General features: G+C 59.7%; 17 protein-coding genes. 5 read left to right on the top strand and 12 right to left on the bottom strand.

The window, feature by feature from the left end:
• Positions 1-112: 112 nt before the first annotated feature.
• The gene (locus KW846_RS00310) at positions 113-763 is read left to right on the top strand and encodes a hypothetical protein (RefSeq protein ID WP_007969822.1); all 651 of its coding nucleotides are present in this window, start codon (positions 113-115) and stop codon (positions 761-763) included.
• A 109-nt stretch (positions 764-872) separates the two neighbouring features.
• Here the strand turns inward: KW846_RS00310 and KW846_RS00315 are convergent, their stop codons facing one another.
• The 3 genes from KW846_RS00315 to KW846_RS00325 all read right to left on the bottom strand — a co-directional run bounded on the left by KW846_RS00315 (position 873) and on the right by KW846_RS00325 (position 4524).
• Positions 873-2399: a SulP family inorganic anion transporter gene (locus KW846_RS00315; protein WP_218480921.1), complete on the bottom strand. Its 1527-nt coding sequence runs from the start codon at positions 2397-2399 to the stop codon at positions 873-875.
• A gap of 90 nt (positions 2400-2489) precedes the next feature.
• The gene (locus KW846_RS00320; RefSeq protein WP_007969824.1) at positions 2490-3221 is read right to left on the bottom strand and encodes a carbonic anhydrase; all 732 of its coding nucleotides are present in this window, start codon (positions 3219-3221) and stop codon (positions 2490-2492) included.
• Between the two features lie 244 nt (positions 3222-3465).
• Complete coding sequence (locus KW846_RS00325) at positions 3466-4524, bottom strand: PA0069 family radical SAM protein (RefSeq protein ID WP_218480922.1); 1059 nt, start codon at positions 4522-4524, stop codon at positions 3466-3468.
• 208 nt (positions 4525-4732) lie between these two features.
• On the opposite strand from KW846_RS00325, the gene KW846_RS00330 reads away from it, so the two are divergent.
• Both KW846_RS00330 and KW846_RS00335 read left to right on the top strand, forming a co-directional pair.
• Positions 4733-5038: a hypothetical protein gene (locus KW846_RS00330; RefSeq protein WP_116579856.1), complete on the top strand. Its 306-nt coding sequence runs from the start codon at positions 4733-4735 to the stop codon at positions 5036-5038.
• Positions 5039-5259: 221 nt separating this feature from the next.
• A complete protein-coding gene (locus KW846_RS00335; RefSeq protein ID WP_218480923.1) occupies positions 5260-5904 on the top strand; it encodes a dual specificity protein phosphatase family protein in 645 nt (214 codons plus the stop codon).
• Between the two features lie 206 nt (positions 5905-6110).
• Here KW846_RS00335 and KW846_RS00340 read toward each other — a convergent pair whose 3' ends face one another.
• Entirely contained in the window at positions 6111-6398 is a 288-nt protein-coding gene (locus KW846_RS00340) for a YheV family putative zinc ribbon protein (protein WP_007969831.1), read from the bottom strand.
• Positions 6395-8446: an oligopeptidase A gene (prlC, locus tag KW846_RS00345; RefSeq protein ID WP_218480924.1), complete on the bottom strand. Its 2052-nt coding sequence runs from the start codon at positions 8444-8446 to the stop codon at positions 6395-6397. Before prlC ends, KW846_RS00340 begins: the two co-directional genes overlap by 4 nt.
• A gap of 88 nt (positions 8447-8534) precedes the next feature.
• Between prlC and KW846_RS00350 the strand changes: the two genes are divergently transcribed.
• Together KW846_RS00350 and KW846_RS00355 are read left to right on the top strand one after the other, a co-directional pair.
• The gene (locus KW846_RS00350; protein ID WP_218480925.1) at positions 8535-9080 is read left to right on the top strand and encodes a gamma carbonic anhydrase family protein; all 546 of its coding nucleotides are present in this window, start codon (positions 8535-8537) and stop codon (positions 9078-9080) included.
• Positions 9081-9106: 26 nt separating this feature from the next.
• Positions 9107-9757, top strand: coding sequence for an HAD family hydrolase (locus KW846_RS00355; protein WP_218480926.1), 651 nt, complete (start codon positions 9107-9109; stop codon positions 9755-9757).
• Between the two features lie 128 nt (positions 9758-9885).
• Here KW846_RS00355 and KW846_RS00360 read toward each other — a convergent pair whose 3' ends face one another.
• The 7 genes from KW846_RS00360 to KW846_RS00390 form a co-directional block, all read right to left on the bottom strand.
• Positions 9886-10512: an ABC-type transport auxiliary lipoprotein family protein gene (locus KW846_RS00360; RefSeq protein WP_218480927.1), complete on the bottom strand. Its 627-nt coding sequence runs from the start codon at positions 10510-10512 to the stop codon at positions 9886-9888.
• Positions 10509-11447, bottom strand: coding sequence for an MlaD family protein (locus tag KW846_RS00365; protein ID WP_218480928.1), 939 nt, complete (start codon positions 11445-11447; stop codon positions 10509-10511). The genes KW846_RS00360 and KW846_RS00365 overlap by 4 nt, the downstream gene beginning before the upstream one ends.
• 1 nt (position 11448) lies before the next feature.
• Positions 11449-12252 (bottom strand): ATP-binding cassette domain-containing protein, encoded by an 804-nt coding sequence (locus KW846_RS00370; protein ID WP_218480929.1) that lies wholly within the window; start codon positions 12250-12252, stop codon positions 11449-11451.
• A complete protein-coding gene (locus KW846_RS00375) occupies positions 12249-13397 on the bottom strand; it encodes an ABC transporter permease (protein WP_218480930.1) in 1149 nt (382 codons plus the stop codon). Before KW846_RS00375 ends, KW846_RS00370 begins: the two co-directional genes overlap by 4 nt.
• A 54-nt stretch (positions 13398-13451) precedes the next feature.
• Entirely contained in the window at positions 13452-14480 is a 1029-nt protein-coding gene (locus KW846_RS00380) for a DUF5924 family protein (RefSeq protein WP_218480931.1), read from the bottom strand.
• A gap of 245 nt (positions 14481-14725) precedes the next feature.
• On the bottom strand, positions 14726-16102 hold the full coding sequence (locus KW846_RS00385; protein WP_218480932.1) for a pitrilysin family protein: 1377 nt from the start codon (positions 16100-16102) through the stop codon (positions 14726-14728).
• A 56-nt stretch (positions 16103-16158) separates the two neighbouring features.
• Positions 16159-17817, bottom strand: coding sequence for a Na/Pi cotransporter family protein (locus KW846_RS00390; protein WP_218480933.1), 1659 nt, complete (start codon positions 17815-17817; stop codon positions 16159-16161).
• Positions 17818-17933: the final 116 nt, after the last annotated feature.

Below are 17933 nucleotides of genomic sequence, written 5' to 3' on the forward strand. Positions count from 1 at the left end.
TAACGGGGCCGTCTCAAGGATGAAATAATTATGACAAATGCGTCTTAGCATTTTTCGTAAGCCAGCTAAGTTATGTCTTCCCTATTTCATTGCCTTGTTTCCTGGAGTTTTCATGAACACCGCCGCATTGCGCGAGCAGATCCAAAAAGCCCAACAACACGAAGCCGAGACCGGCCTGCTGACGCGTCAGCTGGAAAGTAAATTGCCTCATCTGCACCCGGCGATCCAATTGCCGGAGGCCGATACCAACGGCGTATTGACGCGATTTGTCGCCGCCTACATCGAAGAAGTGCCCGATCTGCTGGATGCAGCCAATGAAGTCGCCAGGGAAGCGGGCATCGAGTCACAGATCAAACCGGTGCTGAAAATTGCCGAGCAGTACTTCCTCCAGCCGCCAGCCATCATGGCCGGCCATGTCGGGCTCGACAGCCTGTTGGATGAAGCCTATCTGGCACACCGGTTTGTCGAAGAGGTCAACGACCTGTACATCAAGCATTTCGGCCAGCCACTGATCCCCTTGGACATGACTGTCGCCAACCTGATTGCTCACCAATTGATCGGTGAGTCGTTCGCCAACCAACTGGACGAAGTGGTGCATCACGCCATCGACGAGATGCTCAACGACGAAAGCTTCGCACTGGAGTCGGTGGAAGCCTATCGCGAGAAGCTCAACAGCCCGGACACCGGCGCCGCGTGGAAACGCTGGCCGTGCATGTCCCGCCGCCTGGGCGTAGGCCTGGAGCTGGATCAGCCGGCGGCTTGATCCCTGAAACCTGTGGGAGCGGGCTTGCTCGCGAATGCGGCGTGTCAGTCGACATAAACGTTGAATGATTGACCGTATTCGCGAGCAAGCCCGCTCCCACACAGGTACCTCAGCCAGTCACACCGACGCCGTTATTCGTCCGCACCCGCCCCTCAAGCCGACGCTTCAACCCGCGCGATTCAATCAACAGCTTCGAACCTTTGCCCGCATTGGCTCGTCCCCATTCCTCCAGCAACTCCAGGCACGAGTGATCGATGTAGCTCAGGTTATTGAGCGGCACATGCACCGTCGTACCCACCGGAATGCTGCCCAGCACCTGAGTCAGCGCCGGTACTTTGAGGAAGGTCGCCGCGCCCGTCAGGCGCAACTCCATTTCCCCTTCCCGGGGCAGGTCGATCAAACTGATCTTCAAGCGCGAAGCTTTCAGCGCCAGTTTCACCAGGGTCAGGCCAAAGCCAACCAACACGCCCGTCAGCAGGTCGGTAAAAATGATGGCCAACGCGGTTGCCGCGTAAGTGAACATCGGCGCCCGACCGTACCGGCCCAACCCCCGAAAGACCTTGAGATCCACCAGTTTGAAGCCGGTGTACACCAGCACACCCGCCAGGCTTGCCACCGGAATGCTTTGCAAGACGCTGGACAGCAACAGCACGAACGCCAGCAGCCACAGGCCGTGGAATATGGTCGAAAACCGCGTGGTTGCTCCGGCTTGAACATTCGCCGAACTGCGCACGATAACGCCGGTCATCGGCAATGCCCCAAGCAGACCACACAGCATGTTGCCGATACCTTGCGCCGACAATTCCCGGTCAAAGTCCGAGCGCTGGCCGCTGTGCATGCGATCAACCGCCGCGGCTGAGAGCAAGGTTTCGGCGCTGGCGATAAAGGCCACGGCAAACGCCGCGATCAGCAATGTCGGATCGGCCAGGTTAAGCAGGTCCGCCGGCTTCAGCCAATCGATGGCCTCCGCCAGGTTGGCCGGTACCTCAACCCGTTTGACCTGCAACGCCAGCACCAGGCTGGCAAGCGTGGCCAGACCGACACCCAGTAGCGCCCCAGGAATGAAGCGCAGGGATTGCGGACGGAATTTTTCCCACAGCCACATGACAGCAATCGTCGACAGACCGAGCAAACCGGCTTGCCAGCCAAGCGTGGGCAATGCCTGAGCCAGTGCCGCCGGGAAGGCTGCCAGGTTATCGAGGCCCGAGGGTTTGGGCACGGCATCCAGCATTACATGCACTTGGGACAGGACGATCAGCACACCAATCCCGGCCAGCATGCCGTACACCACCGCAGGCGCCGTCACCCGAAACCAGCATCCCAGCTTCAATCGGCCCGCCACCAGTTGCAGAAAACCCGCCAGTAACAGGATGGGCCCAAGCATGGCGATACCGTGTTGGCGGACCAACTCGAAGACCAGAACCGCCAGACCCGCCGCCGGGCCACTGACTTGCAGCGGCGAGCCGGCCAACCAGCCGACCACCAGACCGCCGATGATGCCGGTGATCAAGCCTTTGGCCGGTGGCAGCCCCGAGGCAATGGCGATGCCCATGCACAGGGGCAGGGCGACAAGAAACACGACCACCGAAGCCAACAGCTCCCGTGGCAGAACAGCTTTGAGTCGAGCAGCACGCATGGTGAGTCTCCCGAAGTTTTCTTCAGGCATGGCAAAGCCAGGCTGCCTGAACGGCAGCCTCGGCTAAACCACACAACGATTTAGAAGGAGTTAGAAGCGCGCTTTGGGCGTCGCCACGGGAATTGGCAGGCTGCCATTGAGCGGCAGGAAACAGCCTTGATCGGCGTCGTACGCTTTGATTTCGCTGGTTTCGATGTTGTAGACCCAGCCGTGGATAAACAGCTGACCGTTGGCCATGCGCGAGGCAACCGACGGATGAGTACGCAGGTGCTGCAATTGGGCGATCACATTTTCCTCGGTGAGGATGTGCATGCTTTCGCTTTCGTTAGAGCAGTTGCAGTTCTCCTGCACCATGGTCTTGGCCACTTCGGCATGACGCAGCCAGGCTTTGACCGTGGGCATTTTCTCCAGACTGTCCGGATTGAGTACCGCGCGCATGGCGCCGCAGTCGGAATGCCCGCAAATGATGATGTGATGCACCCCCAGGGCCAGTACGGCGTACTCGATGGCCGTGGAGACACCACCGTTCATTTGCCCGTAAGGCGGCACAACGTTGCCGACGTTACGGGTCACGAACAGGTCGCCCGGGGAGCTTTGTGTGATCAGTTCAGGAACGATGCGCGAATCGGCGCAGGCGATGAACATCGCTCGTGGCCGCTGGGCCGTGGCGAGTTTCTTGAAAAGCTCTTCCTGCTGAGGAAAGATCTCGTGATGAAAATGCAAAAAGCCATCAACGATATGCTGCAACGCTGCATCGGCGGTTTCGGCCTCGGGTTGGGCTGAAGCCGACGCAGCCAACGGCTGTTTATCCTTGTCACTCATCAATTCATCCTCGTTGGCGGGCTCAGGGAGTCATCCCGTGCGGTCCGGTGTGAAGCCAGTGGCTGGTTAAAAAACATCCAGGCCAAACATCTCGACCCATCAGTCACTCGATGAACAAGGTAGCGGCCGAATCTTAATTGAAACTGAATAAAACGCTCTAGAATGCGTGTTCCAGGTCACAAAAAACGTGACCCGCCTAAGGCGCGAGCGCGATCTTCAGTACTCAACCATAGGTCAATTGTCCTCAAATCAACGACATTTGGCGACCGGGCGGACAAAAGGCATTGCAGTCCAGGTCAAAGCCTTCCCGGTGATTGAGCCCCAGGCGCTTGATGGTTTTGGCAAAGCGCTGTGCCAGCAGGTCGGCGAAGGGACCTTCGCCGCGCATTCGGGCACCAAAGCGGCTGTCATAGAGTTCACCGCCACGGCTCTGGCGAATCAGACTCAGCACATGCGTCGCCCGTTGCGGATAGTGGGCACCCAGCCATTCTTCGAACAGCGGCGCCACCTCCAGCGGCAAGCGCAGCATCATGTAGGCGGCACTCTGCGCCCCGGCCGCATGGGCCTCGGTTAGCAGGCTTACAAGCTCGCTATCGTTGATCATCGGGATCATCGGTGAACACAGAACGCCGACCGGGATACCCGCCTCGCGCATCACCCGGATCGCCCGCAACCGCGCCTTGGGCGCTGCGGCGCGAGGTTCGAGGATGCGCTTGAGCTCGTCGTCCAGTGTGGTCAGGCTGATCATGACCGCCACCAGTCTTTGGCTGGCGAGCTCGGTCAGCAGGTCCAGATCACGAAGAATCAGCGAGCCCTTGGTCACGATGGTCACCGGATGCCGATAGCGCAGCAGCACCTCAAGGGTCTTGCGGGTGATCTGGTATTCGCGCTCGATCGGCTGGTAAGGGTCGGTGTTGGAGCCGAGATTGATCGGTGCACATTGATAGCCACGTTTGGACAACTGCTCCTCCAGCACATCCACGGCGTTGGTCTTGGCAATCAGTTTTGTCTCGAAATCCAGTCCGGGCGACATGTCCCAATAGGCATGACTGGGGCGCGCATAGCAATAAATGCAACCGTGCTCGCAGCCGCGATAGGGATTGATCGAGCGATCGAAGGGCAAGTCCGGCGACGTGTTGCGGGTGATGATGGTTTTCGCCGTTTCAATGCGCACCTCGGTGCCCTGGGTGAGCGGTACTTCCTGGTACCAGCCGTCGTCTTCGGCCACCGAATGATTGGGGGCGAAACGGTTGTGCGGGTTGGTCGCAGTGCCGCGGCCACGGGGAGGAAATGGCGTGTGCATGAAAAACACCCGATAACTGTATGTGCATACAGTACATCGATCAAAACCACTCGACCAGCGCCGTTCGGCACTTTCTGATTATTTGTCATGCACGCTTGCGTGATGCAACCGGGAGAAACATATAAAGCCTGGATGTTGCGACAAAACTGCATGTACCATTTTTTCGCTGCAAAACATAAACACCGATATTCTATAAAAGGATTTATTTATGTCGTTTTTTAATCGCCGCGGTATTTTTTTGCAAAAACTTGGACCGACTGTAGTCGATCCCGATGAAGTACTGGTATCGATGCAGTTCGCACTCAAGGAAGAAGGCTGGGATGAAGAAAACTCGGTCGCGACCACCTCTTTGCTGGACTCCACCACGCTGATTGCGTCCTCATACGATGGCGGCCAGACATTTAATATTGGCAGTGTCGACAAAGACATTGATGGTAACGGGACCATCAATTCCGATGATAAGGAAAAACTGCTGGCTCTGGCCAAAGCGTACGCCGGCATTGCGAAACCTTGAACCAAAGGTCCAGGCAAATATATTGTGACTAATCAGATCCGGTCGAAGTTAATAATCGATCGGGTTTGATTTTTTATCGCCTATAACATAGTTCTTTCAATGAACGAGGCTCGAATCCCGTCAGCTTCACGATTCTTTGACGGTCCGCTCACAGGCCTTTGACCGTGCATGCCTGATCCTTGCCAGCATCTTCCCGTCCCTTTCTGAACGGTCGCTCAAGCATGCCTCTATTACGTTTTTTATCTGCAATATGCCTGTCGCTGGTCACACTCGTTAACCTGACACCGGCATTTGCTGACGACAACGCGATGCACCGTCCGGCAGATTGGGCTCAACCGATCGAGAAGCAATACAACCTCTTCCAAATGTCGCCAACCCTTTATCGCAGCGCCTTGCCGGACAAGGACGCGATGCCGTTGCTGGAGAAACTCAAGGTCGGCACGGTGATCAACTTCCTGCCTGAAGCAGACTCCAGTTGGCTTTCCACGCCAGGCATCACGCAAGTACAACTGCCTTATCGCACCAACCATGTGGATGATGCCGATGTGCTCAAGGCCCTGCGCGCCATCCAGTCTGCCGAAGCCAAAGGCCCGGTGCTGATGCATTGCAAACACGGCTCCGACCGTACCGGCCTGATGGCGGCCATGTATCGGGTGGTCATCCAGGGCTGGAGCAAGGAAGAGGCCCTGAACGAAATGACCCAGGGCGGCTTTGGTGACAGTACCCACTTCAAGGATGGCATCCGCTACATGATGCAGGCCGACGTCGAAAAACTGCGCACGGCCCTGGCCAATGGCGATTGCAGCACCAGCCCGTTCGCCGCGTGCTCGATGAAGAGCTGGTTCAAGTCCGCTCATATCGAATAAAAAGGTTCTTCACGTAATTCCGGGAAACTGTAGGAGCTGCCGAAGGCTGCGATCTTTTGATCTTGATCTTCAGAAATCTCCAGATCGCAAAAGCAAGATCAAAAGATCGCAGCCTTCGGCAGCTCCTACAGAAGACATTTCGTAATCTGTGCCGTGAAGAACCTAAAAAGCCCCCGTTGCATGACGCTACGGGGGCTTTTTTACGCTCAGTGCTGTTCGTCGGGCTTTTTTTTCAGCTTCGGATTCGGGAAGAACTGAACCGCCTGAACCTTGGTGTCCGGGGCTTTGGGTGCGGTGGTGTTGACCCGCGTACCTAACTCCTTGGGCACCGACAGCCCTTGCTCATTGAGTGTGTCGGAGTAACCGCAGGCCACGCACTCCCGGTGCGGGACCTGGTCTTCGTTCCACATCATCAACTTGTCCGGCTCGCTGCATGCCGGGCAGACCGCCCCGGCGATAAAGCGTTTTTTCGTAATCACAGGTCCCTCACTCATGCTGCCGCGTCCTCACTCAGGCCGCTATGGCGCAAGAGTGCGTCAATCGATGGCTCACGGCCACGGAAGTCGACGAACAGCACCATCGGCTCCTGGGAGCCGCCACGGGCCAGGATCGCTTCGCGGAAGGCACGACCGGTGTCGGCGTTAAGCACGCCTTCTTCTTCGAACTTCGAGAACGCATCGGCCGAGAGCACTTCCGCCCATTTGTAGCTGTAGTAACCCGCGGCATAACCGCCGGCAAAGATATGCGCAAAACTGTTGGGGAAGCGGTTGTAGGCCGGCGGACGCATCACCGAGACCTCGTCGCGCACGCCTTCGAGCACTTGCAGCACGCTGCGGCCGTCGCCATGGGTTGCGTGCAATTCGAAGTCGAACAGCGAGAACTCCAGTTGGCGGACCATCATCAGGCCGGACTGGAAGTTTTTCGCCGCGAGCATTTTCCCGAGCAAGTCCTGAGGCAGTGGCTCGCCGGTTTCGTAATGACCGGAAATCAGCGCCAGGCCTTCCGGCTCCCAGCACCAGTTTTCCATGAACTGACTTGGCAGTTCGACGGCATCCCAGGCCACACCGTTGATGCCGGATACGCCAGCATGCTCGACGCGGGTCAGCAGGTGATGCAGGCCGTGACCGAACTCATGGAACAGGGTGGTGACTTCATCGTGGGTCAGCAGCGCAGGTTTACCGCTGTCAGCCGGGGTGAAGTTGCACACCAGGTTCGCCACCGGGCTTTGCAGTACGCCGCCAGCCGTGCGGCGGCGGTCGCGGGCGCCATCCATCCAGGCACCACCGCGCTTGTTGGCGCGAGCGTAGAGGTCGAAGAAGAAGCGGCCGACGTGCTGGCCGTTTTCCTTGATTTCGAACAGGCGCACATCCGGGTGCCAGGTGTCGAAGCCTTTGAGCTCGGCAATCTCGATGCCGTACAGGCGCTGGACGATGGCGAACAGGCCACTGAGCACCTTGTCGATCGGGAAGTAGGCACGCAGGGCTTCCTGAGCCACGCTGTAACGTTGTTCACGAAGTTTTTCGCCGTAGAAACCGCTGTCCCAGCTCTGCAGGTCCGGGCAACCTTGCTCGGCCGCATAGGCCTTGAGCTGTTCCAGATCCTGGGCGGCGAACGGCTTGCTGCGCTTGGCCAGGTCGCGCAGGAAGCTCAGCACCTGATCGCTGGATTCGGCCATTTTGGTCGCCAGGCTCAGTTCGGAGAAACTGCTGAAACCCAACAGCTTTGCCAACTCCTGGCGCAGGTCGAGGATCTCTTCCATGACCGGGCCGTTGTCGTTCTGGCCGGCATTCGGCCCCTGGTCCGACGCACGGGTGCAGTAAGCCGCGTAGACTTCTTCGCGCAGTGCGCGGTCCTGGGCGTAGGTCATCACCGCGTAATAGCTCGGGAATTCCAGGGTGATCAGCCAGCCGTCCAGGTCCTTGGCCTGTGCCGCGGCAGCCATTTGCGCCTTGGCCGAATCGGTCAGGCCGGCGAGGGCGGCCTCATCTGTGACGTGCTTGGTCCACGCCTGAGTGGCATCGAGCAACTGGTTGGAGAAACGGCTGCCCAGTTCCGACAGCTTGCTCTGCACTTCGGCGTAACGTTTCTGTTCGGCTTCCGGCAGGTCGATACCCGACAGACGGAAGTCACGCAGGGAGTGTTCCAGGATAGTTTTCTGCGCCACGTCGAAACCGGCGGCTTCAGGACTGCTGGCCAGGGCTTCGAAGGCCTGGAACAGCTCGCGGTTCTGGCCCATTTCGGTGGAGTAGGCGCTCAAGGCAGGCAGGCACGACTCGTAGGCTTCACGCAGTTCGGCGCTGTTGCACACGGCATTGAGATGGCTGACCGGGCTCCAGGCGGCACCCAGGCGGTCGTTGAGTTCGTCCATAGCCAGCACCAGGCCGGCCCACGTTGGCTGCTTGGCCTGGGTATTGAGGATCTCGACGATGGCGGCACGGTTGTCAGCCAGGATCTGTTCAATGGCCGGCTGTACATGTTCGGCGCGGATGGCGGAGAACGGCGGCAGGTCATAGGACTGCAAAAGAGGGTTGTTCACGCTCACGGTTGATACCTTGGCTGGAGAAACATGCAGCCATCTTAATTACAATCGACGTTCACCGCAGCTATCAGCAACAGAGAGAAACCCTATCGTGAACCTTCGCAAGTATCAGAACTACACGCCGCTGCTGGGTAAAGGCGCTTTTGTCGATGGCTCGGCAGTGGTGATCGGCGACGTCGAAATCGGCGAAGACAGCTCGGTCTGGCCGCTGACGGTGATCCGTGGCGACATGCACCGCATCCGCATCGGCGCGCGCACCAGCGTGCAGGATGGTTGTGTGTTGCACATCACCCACGCCGGCCCGTTCAACCCTGATGGCTTTCCGTTGCTGATCGGCGATGACGTGACCATCGCCCACAAGGTCATGCTGCATGGCTGTTCGGTAGGCAGCCGGGTGTTGATCGGCATGGGCAGCATCGTCATGGACGGCGCCGTGGTCGACGATGACGTGATCATCGGCGCCGGCAGCCTGGTGCCACCGGGCAAGCACCTGCAAAGCGGCTTTCTGTATGTGGGCAGCCCGGTGAAGCAGATCCGCCCGCTGACGGACAAGGAACGCGCCTTTTTCACCTACAGCGCGGCGAACTACGTGAAGCTCAAGGATCTGCATCTGGCCGAAGGCTACGACCAGCTTTGACCCGGCCCCCTTATTCAGGACTCAACATGCATTACCAAACCGTTTTGTTCGACCTCGATGGCACCCTGACCGACCCGCGCGAGGGCATCACCCGTTCGATCCAGTTCGCCCTGGGCAAACTGGGTATCGATGAGCCGGATCTGGGCAAACTCGAACACTTCATCGGCCCGCCACTGTTGCAGGCCTTCATGCAGTTCTACGACTTCGATGAAGCCAGGGCGTGGGAGGCGGTGAATTTCTACCGCGAGCGCTTCAAGGTCACCGGACTCTACGAGAACCGTGTGTTCGACGGCGTCACGCCGCTACTGGAGACCCTGAGCGGACAAGGCCGGCAGCTGTACATCGCGACCTCGAAACCCTGGGTGTTCGCCCGTGAAATCGCCCGGCATTTTGACTTTGCCAAACACTTCAAGGTGATTTACGGCAGCGAACTGGACGGCACCCGGACCAACAAGGTCGAGCTGATTGCTCACCTGATGGCCGAAGAAAACCTGGACCCGGCCAACACCCTGATGATCGGCGACCGCAAGCACGACCTCATCGGCGCGCGCAGTAACGGCCTGGATGCGGCAGCGGTGGGTTACGGGTTCGGCAGCCACGAAGAACTGAGCGCCGAAGGGCCGGCGTATCACTTTGAAACGCTGGCTGAGTTGCATCAGGCGTTTTTGCAGCGGTAGTTGAAACACGCCCATTCAATGTGGGAGCGGGCTTGCTCGCGAAGGCGGTGGGTCAGGAAACGATATTGTCGACTGACACTCCCTCTTCGCGAGCAAGCCCGCTCCCACAGGAGGGCTGTGTTCTTACCTTAAGGTCTTGGTGGTGGCGCCAATTTCTGTCCTTGCTCCACCGCCCAGTTCACCACCTGCGTGGTCAACTGATCATTCGCCTGACCGAACCCGACCACCACCGCCGGGACCTGCACATCGCTCAACGGCTGGCGCACTTCGAAGCGGCGACTGGCGAGGATTCGCTGGTCGTAACTGCGCACCAGTAATGCATCCAGACGCACGACCACGCTGGCACTCGTACCCTGGTATTCAGTCTGGAAAGCCTGCAGGCTGCCGCCCAATTCAAGATCGGTCTGGAAAATGCTGTCATCAGTGCTCAACAACGGCACACGCCCGTCATGCTGGAAACCTTGCAACAGGCGATTGCGCACCAGCACCGGCGCCGGGTCGCTCCAGCGCGAGCCCTTGTAGTGGCTGATCACGTCGCCCTGAGGAATCACTGCAATGTTCGGACTGTTCAACGCTTCACTGGACTGGAACTTGGTCAGGCGCAGCGACCAGTGCTGCGGCGTGCCATGGCTGGCCGCCGTGCTGCTTTGGGCTGAGGGCAATCGATAGACCTCGAAAAGCTCTGGCTTGGGCAGTATCGAGCACGCGCCGATCAGCGTGAAGCCAGCGAGGAGGGCAATCCGAATCAGCTTCATGGCGTGAATTCCTTGGTCTTGTCACTGCCCAGCAGGTAACCGCTGGGGTCGGCCTCCAGACGTTTGGTAATGACGCGCAACGAGGACAGGGTTTCACGCATCTCGCGCACGGCCGGGCCCAGGCCATTGAGGCCTTGCATGCCGCTGTTGAGCGAATCCTGATTGGCGCTGATCAGTGTGTTGAGGGTGGCGCTGCTCTCCTGCAGCGACTTCATCGCCTGCTCGGCGCTGCCCAGCGCTTCCTTGCCATGCTCGTTGAGCAGCCCGTTGGCATTGCGCATCAGCGTCGTGGTCTGCTCCAGCATGTTGTTGGCCTGTTTGCCCACCGAAGCCAATTGCTGCATGGCCTGGCGGATATCGCCGCGCTGTTCGGCGATGGTTCCGGTGGTTTGCTCCAGATGCTCCAGGGTGTTACTGATGCGCTCGATGTTTTCCGTGGAGAACATCAGGTTGGCGTTATGCATCAGCGTGCTCACCCCGGCCATCAGGTCTTCGCTGTCATTGAGCAGACGGGCGATGGGCGAGGGCGAGGCGACAATGGTCGGCAGGTGGCCGTCCTTGCCCTTGAGCGTCGGGCTCTGTGGCGTGCCGCCGCTTAGCTGGATGATCGAGGTCCCGGTGACGCCGGTCAGGGCCAGTTTGGCCTGGGTGTCTTCCTTGACCGGGGTATCGCCGGCCAGGCGGATTCGCGCCAACACCCGACGCGGGTCTTTCGGGTCCAGGCGCAGCGAGATCACATCGCCGACCTTGATCCCGCTGTACTGCACTGAACTGCCCTTGGACAAACCGCTGACCGCCTCGTTGAATACGACCTCGTAGTCCTTGAACTCGGTGTCGACACTGGACTTCGCCAGCCACAGACCGAACAACAGCGCGGCTGTCACCACAATCACGGTGAACAGGCCGATCAATACATGATGGGCTCGGGTTTCCATGTCAGACCTCGTTGAGCTGTTGGGCGGCCGTCAACGCCGCGCGGCCGCGAGGGCCATGGAAGTATTCGTGAATCCACGGATCGTTGGTTTCCGAGACCTTGTCGATGGCGTCCGCCACCAGCACCTTTTTCTGCGCCAGCACCGCCACCCGGTCGGTGATGGTGTAGAGCGTGTCGAGATCGTGGGTCACCAGAAAGACACTCAGGCCCAAGGCATCGCGCAGGGTCAGGATCAATTGGTCGAACGCGGCAGCGCCGATCGGGTCGAGACCGGCGGTGGGTTCGTCGAGAAACAGGATGTCCGGGTCCAGCGCCAATGCCCTGGCCAGCGCGGCACGCTTGATCATGCCGCCGGACAGCGACGCGGGGTACTTCTCCGCCGCCGACAGCGGCAACCCGGCCAAGGCCATTTTCACCGCTGCCAGATGCTCGGCGTCACTGCGGCTCAAGCCGGCGTGCTCGATCAGCGGCAGGGCAACATTCTCGGTCACGGTCAGCGAAGAGAACAGCGCGCCTTTCTGGAACAGCACACCGAATCGCCGCTCCACCAGCGAGCGCTCGTGCTCGGACAAGCTTGGCAGGTTCTTGCCGAAGACTTTCACCACCCCTTCGCTGGGCTCGCGCAGCCCGACAATGCTGCGCAGCAGCACCGATTTGCCGCTGCCGGAACCGCCGACCACAGCGAGGATCTCGCCCTTGTACAAGTCCAGGTCGAGGTTCTCGTGCACGCTCTGGCTTCCAAAGCGGTTGCACAGTCCACGAACTTCAATCACCGCCTCGGAGGGCGCTCTGGGGATACGACTCACCAACCCATCTCCATGAAAAACATCGCGGCGACCGCATCCATCACGATCACCACGAAAATCGACTGCACCACGCTCGACGTGGTGTGCGCGCCCACAGACTCGGCGCTACCACTGACCTTGAAGCCTTCAAGGCAACCGATGGCGGCGATGAGGAAGGCGAAGATCGGGGCTTTGACGATCCCCACCAGAAAGTGCTGTACGCCGATGTCCGTTTGCAGCAGCGACAGGAACATCGCCGGCGAGATATCCAGCGCCACCGCGCAGACCACGGCACCGCCGATAATCCCCGACAGCATCGCCAGAAAGGTCAGCATCGGCAGGGCGATCAGCAGCGCCAGGACCCGCGGCACCACCAGCAACTCCACGGGGTCGAGGCCAAGGGTGCGGATGGCGTCGATTTCCTCGTTGGCCTTCATCGAACCGATTTGCGCGGTGAACGCACTGGCGGTACGCCCGGCCATCAGGATCGCGGTCAGCAACACACCGAATTCGCGCAGGAAGGCAAATCCCACCAGGTCCACGGTGAAGACCGTGGCGCCGAAGGTGGCCAGCACTGTCGACCCGAGGAACGCCACGACGGCGCCCACCAGAAACGTCAGCAACGCAACGATGGGCGCGGCGTCGAGACCGGTCTGTTCGATGTGGGCGATCATCGGCGTGACGCGCCAGCGCTTGGGACGGAACAGGCCGCGGACGATGGTTTCGATGATCAGGCCAACGAAACCCAGCAGTTGCAGGGTGTCCTGCCAGACGGCGTCCACCGCCCGACCAATGCGGGTCAGCAACTGAATGGAAACGCTGACTTCCGGTTCCTTGATCGGTACGCAGAAATCGGTCAACGAACAGTAGACGGTTTGCAGCAACGCCCGATCGGCAGCGGAAAGTGTGCAATCAGGATGTTCGGCGGAGCGGCCGAGGCGCTCGGAGCCGAGCAGCTCGACCAACAGCGAGGCGCCAGCGGTGTCGAGGGCGCCGAGACCATTGAGGTCGATAGGGGTGTTGGCGTCGTACTGGCCGCGGAGTTTTTCGCTCAACAGCTTGAGGTCAGCGTAATGGGCAAGCGTCCAATCGCCCGTCACCCGCAACCGCGCAGGGGTGAGCGACGTGTCCAACTGGGCGTTGCCGGCCATCGTGCTACTGATCATATGCTCCGTGCTTGTTCAGTGATTACGCAGCTCTACGTAATAGCACGAACCGTACTACTTTTCTTTGATCGCTGTGCTGTCCGTGACCTTGAAACGCAGCACGCCGATGACCTGGCCATCTTCGGTCAGCACCCGGACCTGCCATTTGCCGGCCGGGTTGCCCGGGAAATTCTGCTTGTGGGTCCAGGCACGGTAACCTTCCTTGCGCCCGCCACGAATATCCAGTGGGATGCGGTCGACCTCTTTGCCGTTGAACTGCCAGACGTGATAAATCCGCTCGTCCAGACCACGCGGGGCATTGATCGCGGTGTAGGCGTAAAGCCCGCCACTGCGAATCTGCTCGGCGCTGACTTCCTCGAGGCTGGCGCCAGGTGTGCGGTCCTGCATTTGCGTACTGATGGCCACGTCGGTCATCCACAGCGTCGCCGGTGGCACCCACGAGCGCAGCTCCCACCCGACGGCGCCAATGCCCAGAGTGATACTCAAAATCGCCAGCGCGCTGCGCAGGGTACGAATCGGGAAGATCGACGCCAAGCTCGGGAACGACAGCAGCACCGAGATACCCAGTGCCCATTTGAAACTTTGCGCGGTGGTCAGGTGCATGATCACCGGCAACGCGGTGAGTAGCGCGGCGAACAGGGTCAGGGTGTGCAGGGCCAGAAACGCCCAGCGCCGTGGCGCCAGCCACTTGTAGTACAGAGGGTCAATGATCGAAATCAGTGCCGCGACGCCCAGCAGCCCGGTGAAAAACAACTGGCCGCTGTTCCACGTCGTGGTGATGAAGAAGAACGGCAGGACAAAAAACAGGCTTTCCTGATGGATCATCTGCGTTGCGTAACGCAGCAAGGGTTCCGGGATTTCGCGCTTGAAAATGCGTGTGAACAACTTGGTCAGGCTGTTCTCCAGCATCAGCCAGATCCAGCTGATCAGCATGATGGTGGTGATCCAGCTCGCCAGGCCTTGCTGGCGATCGACCAGGATGAAGCTGCCTACCCCGGAGATGAAACCAGCGAGCGCAATGACCCCGGGGTAGCGCTTCATCAATTCGAGGATGCGCTGTACGAAACGGGTCAGGTTTTGCATTCGGCGGTTTCACAGTGGTTGTAGGAAAAAACCTCGACAGGGTACCGCTGGTGCGGCGCTGTGGCGAGAGTTTGGGGTCAGTTGCACCACGCAACCTGTGGGAGCAAGTCTGCTCGCGATGGCGGCGGATCAGGCAACTTTGATGTTGAATGACATGGCCTCATCGTCGGAACGCCGCCCGGAACAAGCTCGCTGCCACAGGGGATTGTGTTTCCCACAAGGAGTTTTCTTGCCAAACAGAATGATTACTTCCTGCGATGCAAACGCCAGCCCACCAGCATCAACACGATCAAGCCCGCCCCAGCAACCACCAACCACATCAACTGGTCATAGCTGAACAACGGCTTCTCGATCCGCAAATACCCCGGCTGCAACAGCAGTTCACGCACCGCCTTGTTCGCCTCTTCCAGCGTCACCCCCTGCAGCTCCCTGGCCGGATTGGTGAAGCGACCGTCCTCGTAGTCGCCGATGGCGCTCCAGTAGTAGTCGGCCAACGCACTGTTGCCTTGTACGGCCCAGGTCTGGCGGGCGATTGCGGCCTGTTTCAGGCGGTTGAACGTGTCGGCATTGAGGCCGTCCCTGAGCAGTTCGGCCTTCAAGTCATCGAGCACTTGTTCGGCCTCGGGCACGTCGTCGCGTTCAAGGTCGGCATTGAGGCTCATGAAACCCACGCCGCCGAACACTTCGCGTTCCGCCCACGGGCCATAGGACAAACCATGTGCCAGGCGCAGTTGGCGATAGAGCGCCCAATCCAGATAGTCCTTGAGTAAATCGAAGGTTTGGTCGTGCCCGTCTTCCAGCACCGGCTCCGGCACCAGCCAGTGCAACTTGGCGCCGTTGCCGACCAGACCGTGGGGCAAGGTGCGCTCATGGGCGGCGCTGGCCCGGATTTGCGGCAGCGGCGGATGCTCGCCGGGGGTGATCGCTTCCAGCGCGCCATACGCCCGCTCCAGATAGGCTGGCAGCAACTTGTCGAGGTCGCCGACCACGATCAGGGTCATGTTGTTCGGCGCATACCAGTCCTTGCGCACCTGCTCCAGTTGCTGACGGGTCAAGTCATCGACTTGCGCACGCTCCGGGCATTTGAGGCCCAACTCGACGGCCAATTGGTTGCTGGCCGTGTGGCCGAGGTCCTGGCGATCGAGCCAGCGTTGCAGGTGCGAGTAGTGACCACCGTCTTCACGCTCGACCACCTGCTTGGCCGCGCTGATGGCGCTGTCGTCGAAGCGAGTCTGGGTCAGCAGCGCCAGCAACAGGTCGAGTACCTTGCGCTGGTTTTTCGCCGGGGCCTCGATGACGAAAGTCGTATCGGCATTGCTGGTAAAGGCATTCCACTCACCGCCCAAGGCCTGCATGCGTTCCTCCAGGCCACCTTCGCCACTGGCGTCGATGCCGCTGAACAAGAGGTGTTCCAGCAGATGTGGCAGTTCCTTTTCTTCGCAGCCGAAATCGTCCAGGCCAACGCCGACCACCAGCCGGATCGCCACATGCCCGCGATCAGTGCCGGGTTTGAGCAGCAACTGCAAGCCATTGCGCAGCGTGTAGCCCTCGACCTGAAAGCGATCCAGGGCGAATGACGGGAGTGAACCAAGCAACAGGCAGGCGAACAACAGACAACGCATAACAAGCTTCCATACGACCAGCGTAAGTTCAACAGACTTCAGGCGACTGTGGACGTTCAGGGTGAATGAGTGATGTCGCTCAAATCGTCGACCACCAACGCACCGGTGTCCGATGTTTCCAGCACCACGTAGGCACTGCTGCAAAACAGCGAATTCAGACGCTTCATGTCGGCGATCAACTCCAGGTGCAACGAGCTGGTTTCGATACTTTGCACGATTTTACGGTGTAAACGGCTGACATGAGCGTGGGCCAGACGCCGTTCCTGTGCACGGAAACGACGTTTTTCACGCACCAGCTGGCGCGCACTTTCCGGGTCACCACTGAGAAACACCGACATCCCGAGCCGCAGGCTGGAAATCAACTGGGTGTGCAGTCCGGTCAGTTCGTCCAGCCCGACTTCGGAAAACGACCGGCGTTGCGAGGTTTTCTGCTGCTGAATCTTGCGCAGCATGCGTTCGATCAAGTCGCTGGAGAGCTTCAGGTTGATGGCCAACTCAATGATTTCCGCCCAGCGCCGGCTGTCCTGATCGCTGAGGTCTTCCCGGGGCATTTGCGCCAGGTACAGCTTGATTGCGCTGTAGAGCGCTTCGACATCGTCGCACAGGCGGCGGACTTCCTGGGTGACGGCGGTTTGCTTGCCACGCAATACGTCGAGCATGGCTTCGAGCATGTTGTCGATCAGGTCGCCCATGCGCAAGGTTTCCCGGGCCGCGTTGGCCAGCGCCAGACCGGGCGTGACCAAGGCCGTGGGGTCAAGATGCCGGGGCTTGGCCGTGCCGTTGGCTTGCGGGCGCTCCGGCAGCACCCAGGCACAAAACCTGGCCATCGGCTCGAGACTGGGCAGCAGGATCAGGCAACGCACGGTGTTGTAGAGCAGGTGAAAGCCAATGACCATTTCCTGAGGGCTGAAATCCAGGCCATCGAGCCAGTGCACCAGCGGGTCGAGCACCGGAATGATCAATAAAAGACCAATCATTTTGTACAGCAGGCTGCCCAGCGCCACTTGGCGTCCGGCGGCGTTCTGCATGCTGGTACTGAGGAAGGCGAGTACGCCGCTGCCGATATTGGCACCGATCACCAGTCCGATGGCCACCGGCAGGCTGATCACGTTGGCACCCGCCAGGGTCGCGGTCAGCAGGACGGCGGCCAGGCTGGAATAGGAAATCATCGCGAACAGCGCCCCGACCAGGGCATCAAGCAGGATGTCGCCGGTGAGCGAGGCGAAAATCACCTTCACTCCTTTGGCGTGGGTAATCGGATGCGCCGCCTCGACAATCAGTTGCAACGCCAGAATGATCAACCCCAAGCCAATGGCGACACGGCCCAACTGCCCGAGCCGGGTCTGTTTGCGCGACAGAAAGAAAATCACCCCGACAAAAATCAGCAATGGCGACAGCCATGACAGATCGAACGTCAGCACCCGCGCCATCAGCGCCGTACCGACGTCCGCGCCAAGCATGGTGGCCAGCGCCGGGGTCAGCGCCATCAGGCCCTGGCCGACAAAGGAGGTGACGAGCATGGCAGTGGCGTTGCTGCTCTGGACCATCGCCGTCACGGCGATCCCGGAGGCGAATGCCAGCCAGCGGTTGGCCATGTTATGGCTGATGACATGGCGCAAATTGGTGCCGTAGACCCGCAGGATGCCGGTTCGGACGATGTGCGTGCCCCAGATCAGCAGGGCCACGGCGGAAAGCAAATTGAGCAGGGTGAGCATAATGACCCCCTGTGGTGTAGCGCCCCAAAGGAGCAAATTGACGGTACCGCGCGACGTTCTACGTTCTGTACTTAAGCTGTAGTTGGCTAACGGTCTGCGCGCCAGCATCGCACAGC

Origin of the sequence: Pseudomonas sp. PDM32 (assembly GCF_019219225.1) — a bacterium.
Classification (GTDB): Bacteria; Pseudomonadota; Gammaproteobacteria; order Pseudomonadales; family Pseudomonadaceae; genus Aquipseudomonas; species Aquipseudomonas laurylsulfatiphila.

What these genes read in the sequence shown, in the direction of transcription:
- KW846_RS00310 (WP_007969822.1), top strand. Translation starts at nt 113, where the DNA reads ATGAACACCGCCGCATTGCGCGAGCAGATCCAAAAAGCCCAACAACAC.
- KW846_RS00315 (WP_218480921.1), bottom strand. Translation starts at nt 2,399, where the DNA reads ATGCGTGCTGCTCGACTCAAAGCTGTTCTGCCACGGGAGCTGTTGGCT.
- KW846_RS00320 (WP_007969824.1), bottom strand. Translation starts at nt 3,221, where the DNA reads ATGAGTGACAAGGATAAACAGCCGTTGGCTGCGTCGGCTTCAGCCCAA.
- KW846_RS00325 (WP_218480922.1), bottom strand. Translation starts at nt 4,524, where the DNA reads ATGCACACGCCATTTCCTCCCCGTGGCCGCGGCACTGCGACCAACCCG.
- KW846_RS00330 (WP_116579856.1), top strand. Translation starts at nt 4,733, where the DNA reads ATGTCGTTTTTTAATCGCCGCGGTATTTTTTTGCAAAAACTTGGACCG.
- KW846_RS00335 (WP_218480923.1), top strand. Translation starts at nt 5,260, where the DNA reads ATGCCTCTATTACGTTTTTTATCTGCAATATGCCTGTCGCTGGTCACA.
- KW846_RS00340 (WP_007969831.1), bottom strand. Translation starts at nt 6,398, where the DNA reads ATGAGTGAGGGACCTGTGATTACGAAAAAACGCTTTATCGCCGGGGCG.
- KW846_RS00355 (WP_218480926.1), top strand. Translation starts at nt 9,107, where the DNA reads ATGCATTACCAAACCGTTTTGTTCGACCTCGATGGCACCCTGACCGAC.
- KW846_RS00360 (WP_218480927.1), bottom strand. Translation starts at nt 10,512, where the DNA reads ATGAAGCTGATTCGGATTGCCCTCCTCGCTGGCTTCACGCTGATCGGC.
- KW846_RS00365 (WP_218480928.1), bottom strand. Translation starts at nt 11,447, where the DNA reads ATGGAAACCCGAGCCCATCATGTATTGATCGGCCTGTTCACCGTGATT.
- KW846_RS00375 (WP_218480930.1), bottom strand. Translation starts at nt 13,397, where the DNA reads ATGATCAGTAGCACGATGGCCGGCAACGCCCAGTTGGACACGTCGCTC.
- KW846_RS00380 (WP_218480931.1), bottom strand. Translation starts at nt 14,480, where the DNA reads ATGCAAAACCTGACCCGTTTCGTACAGCGCATCCTCGAATTGATGAAG.
- KW846_RS00385 (WP_218480932.1), bottom strand. Translation starts at nt 16,102, where the DNA reads ATGCGTTGTCTGTTGTTCGCCTGCCTGTTGCTTGGTTCACTCCCGTCA.
- KW846_RS00390 (WP_218480933.1), bottom strand. Translation starts at nt 17,817, where the DNA reads ATGCTCACCCTGCTCAATTTGCTTTCCGCCGTGGCCCTGCTGATCTGG.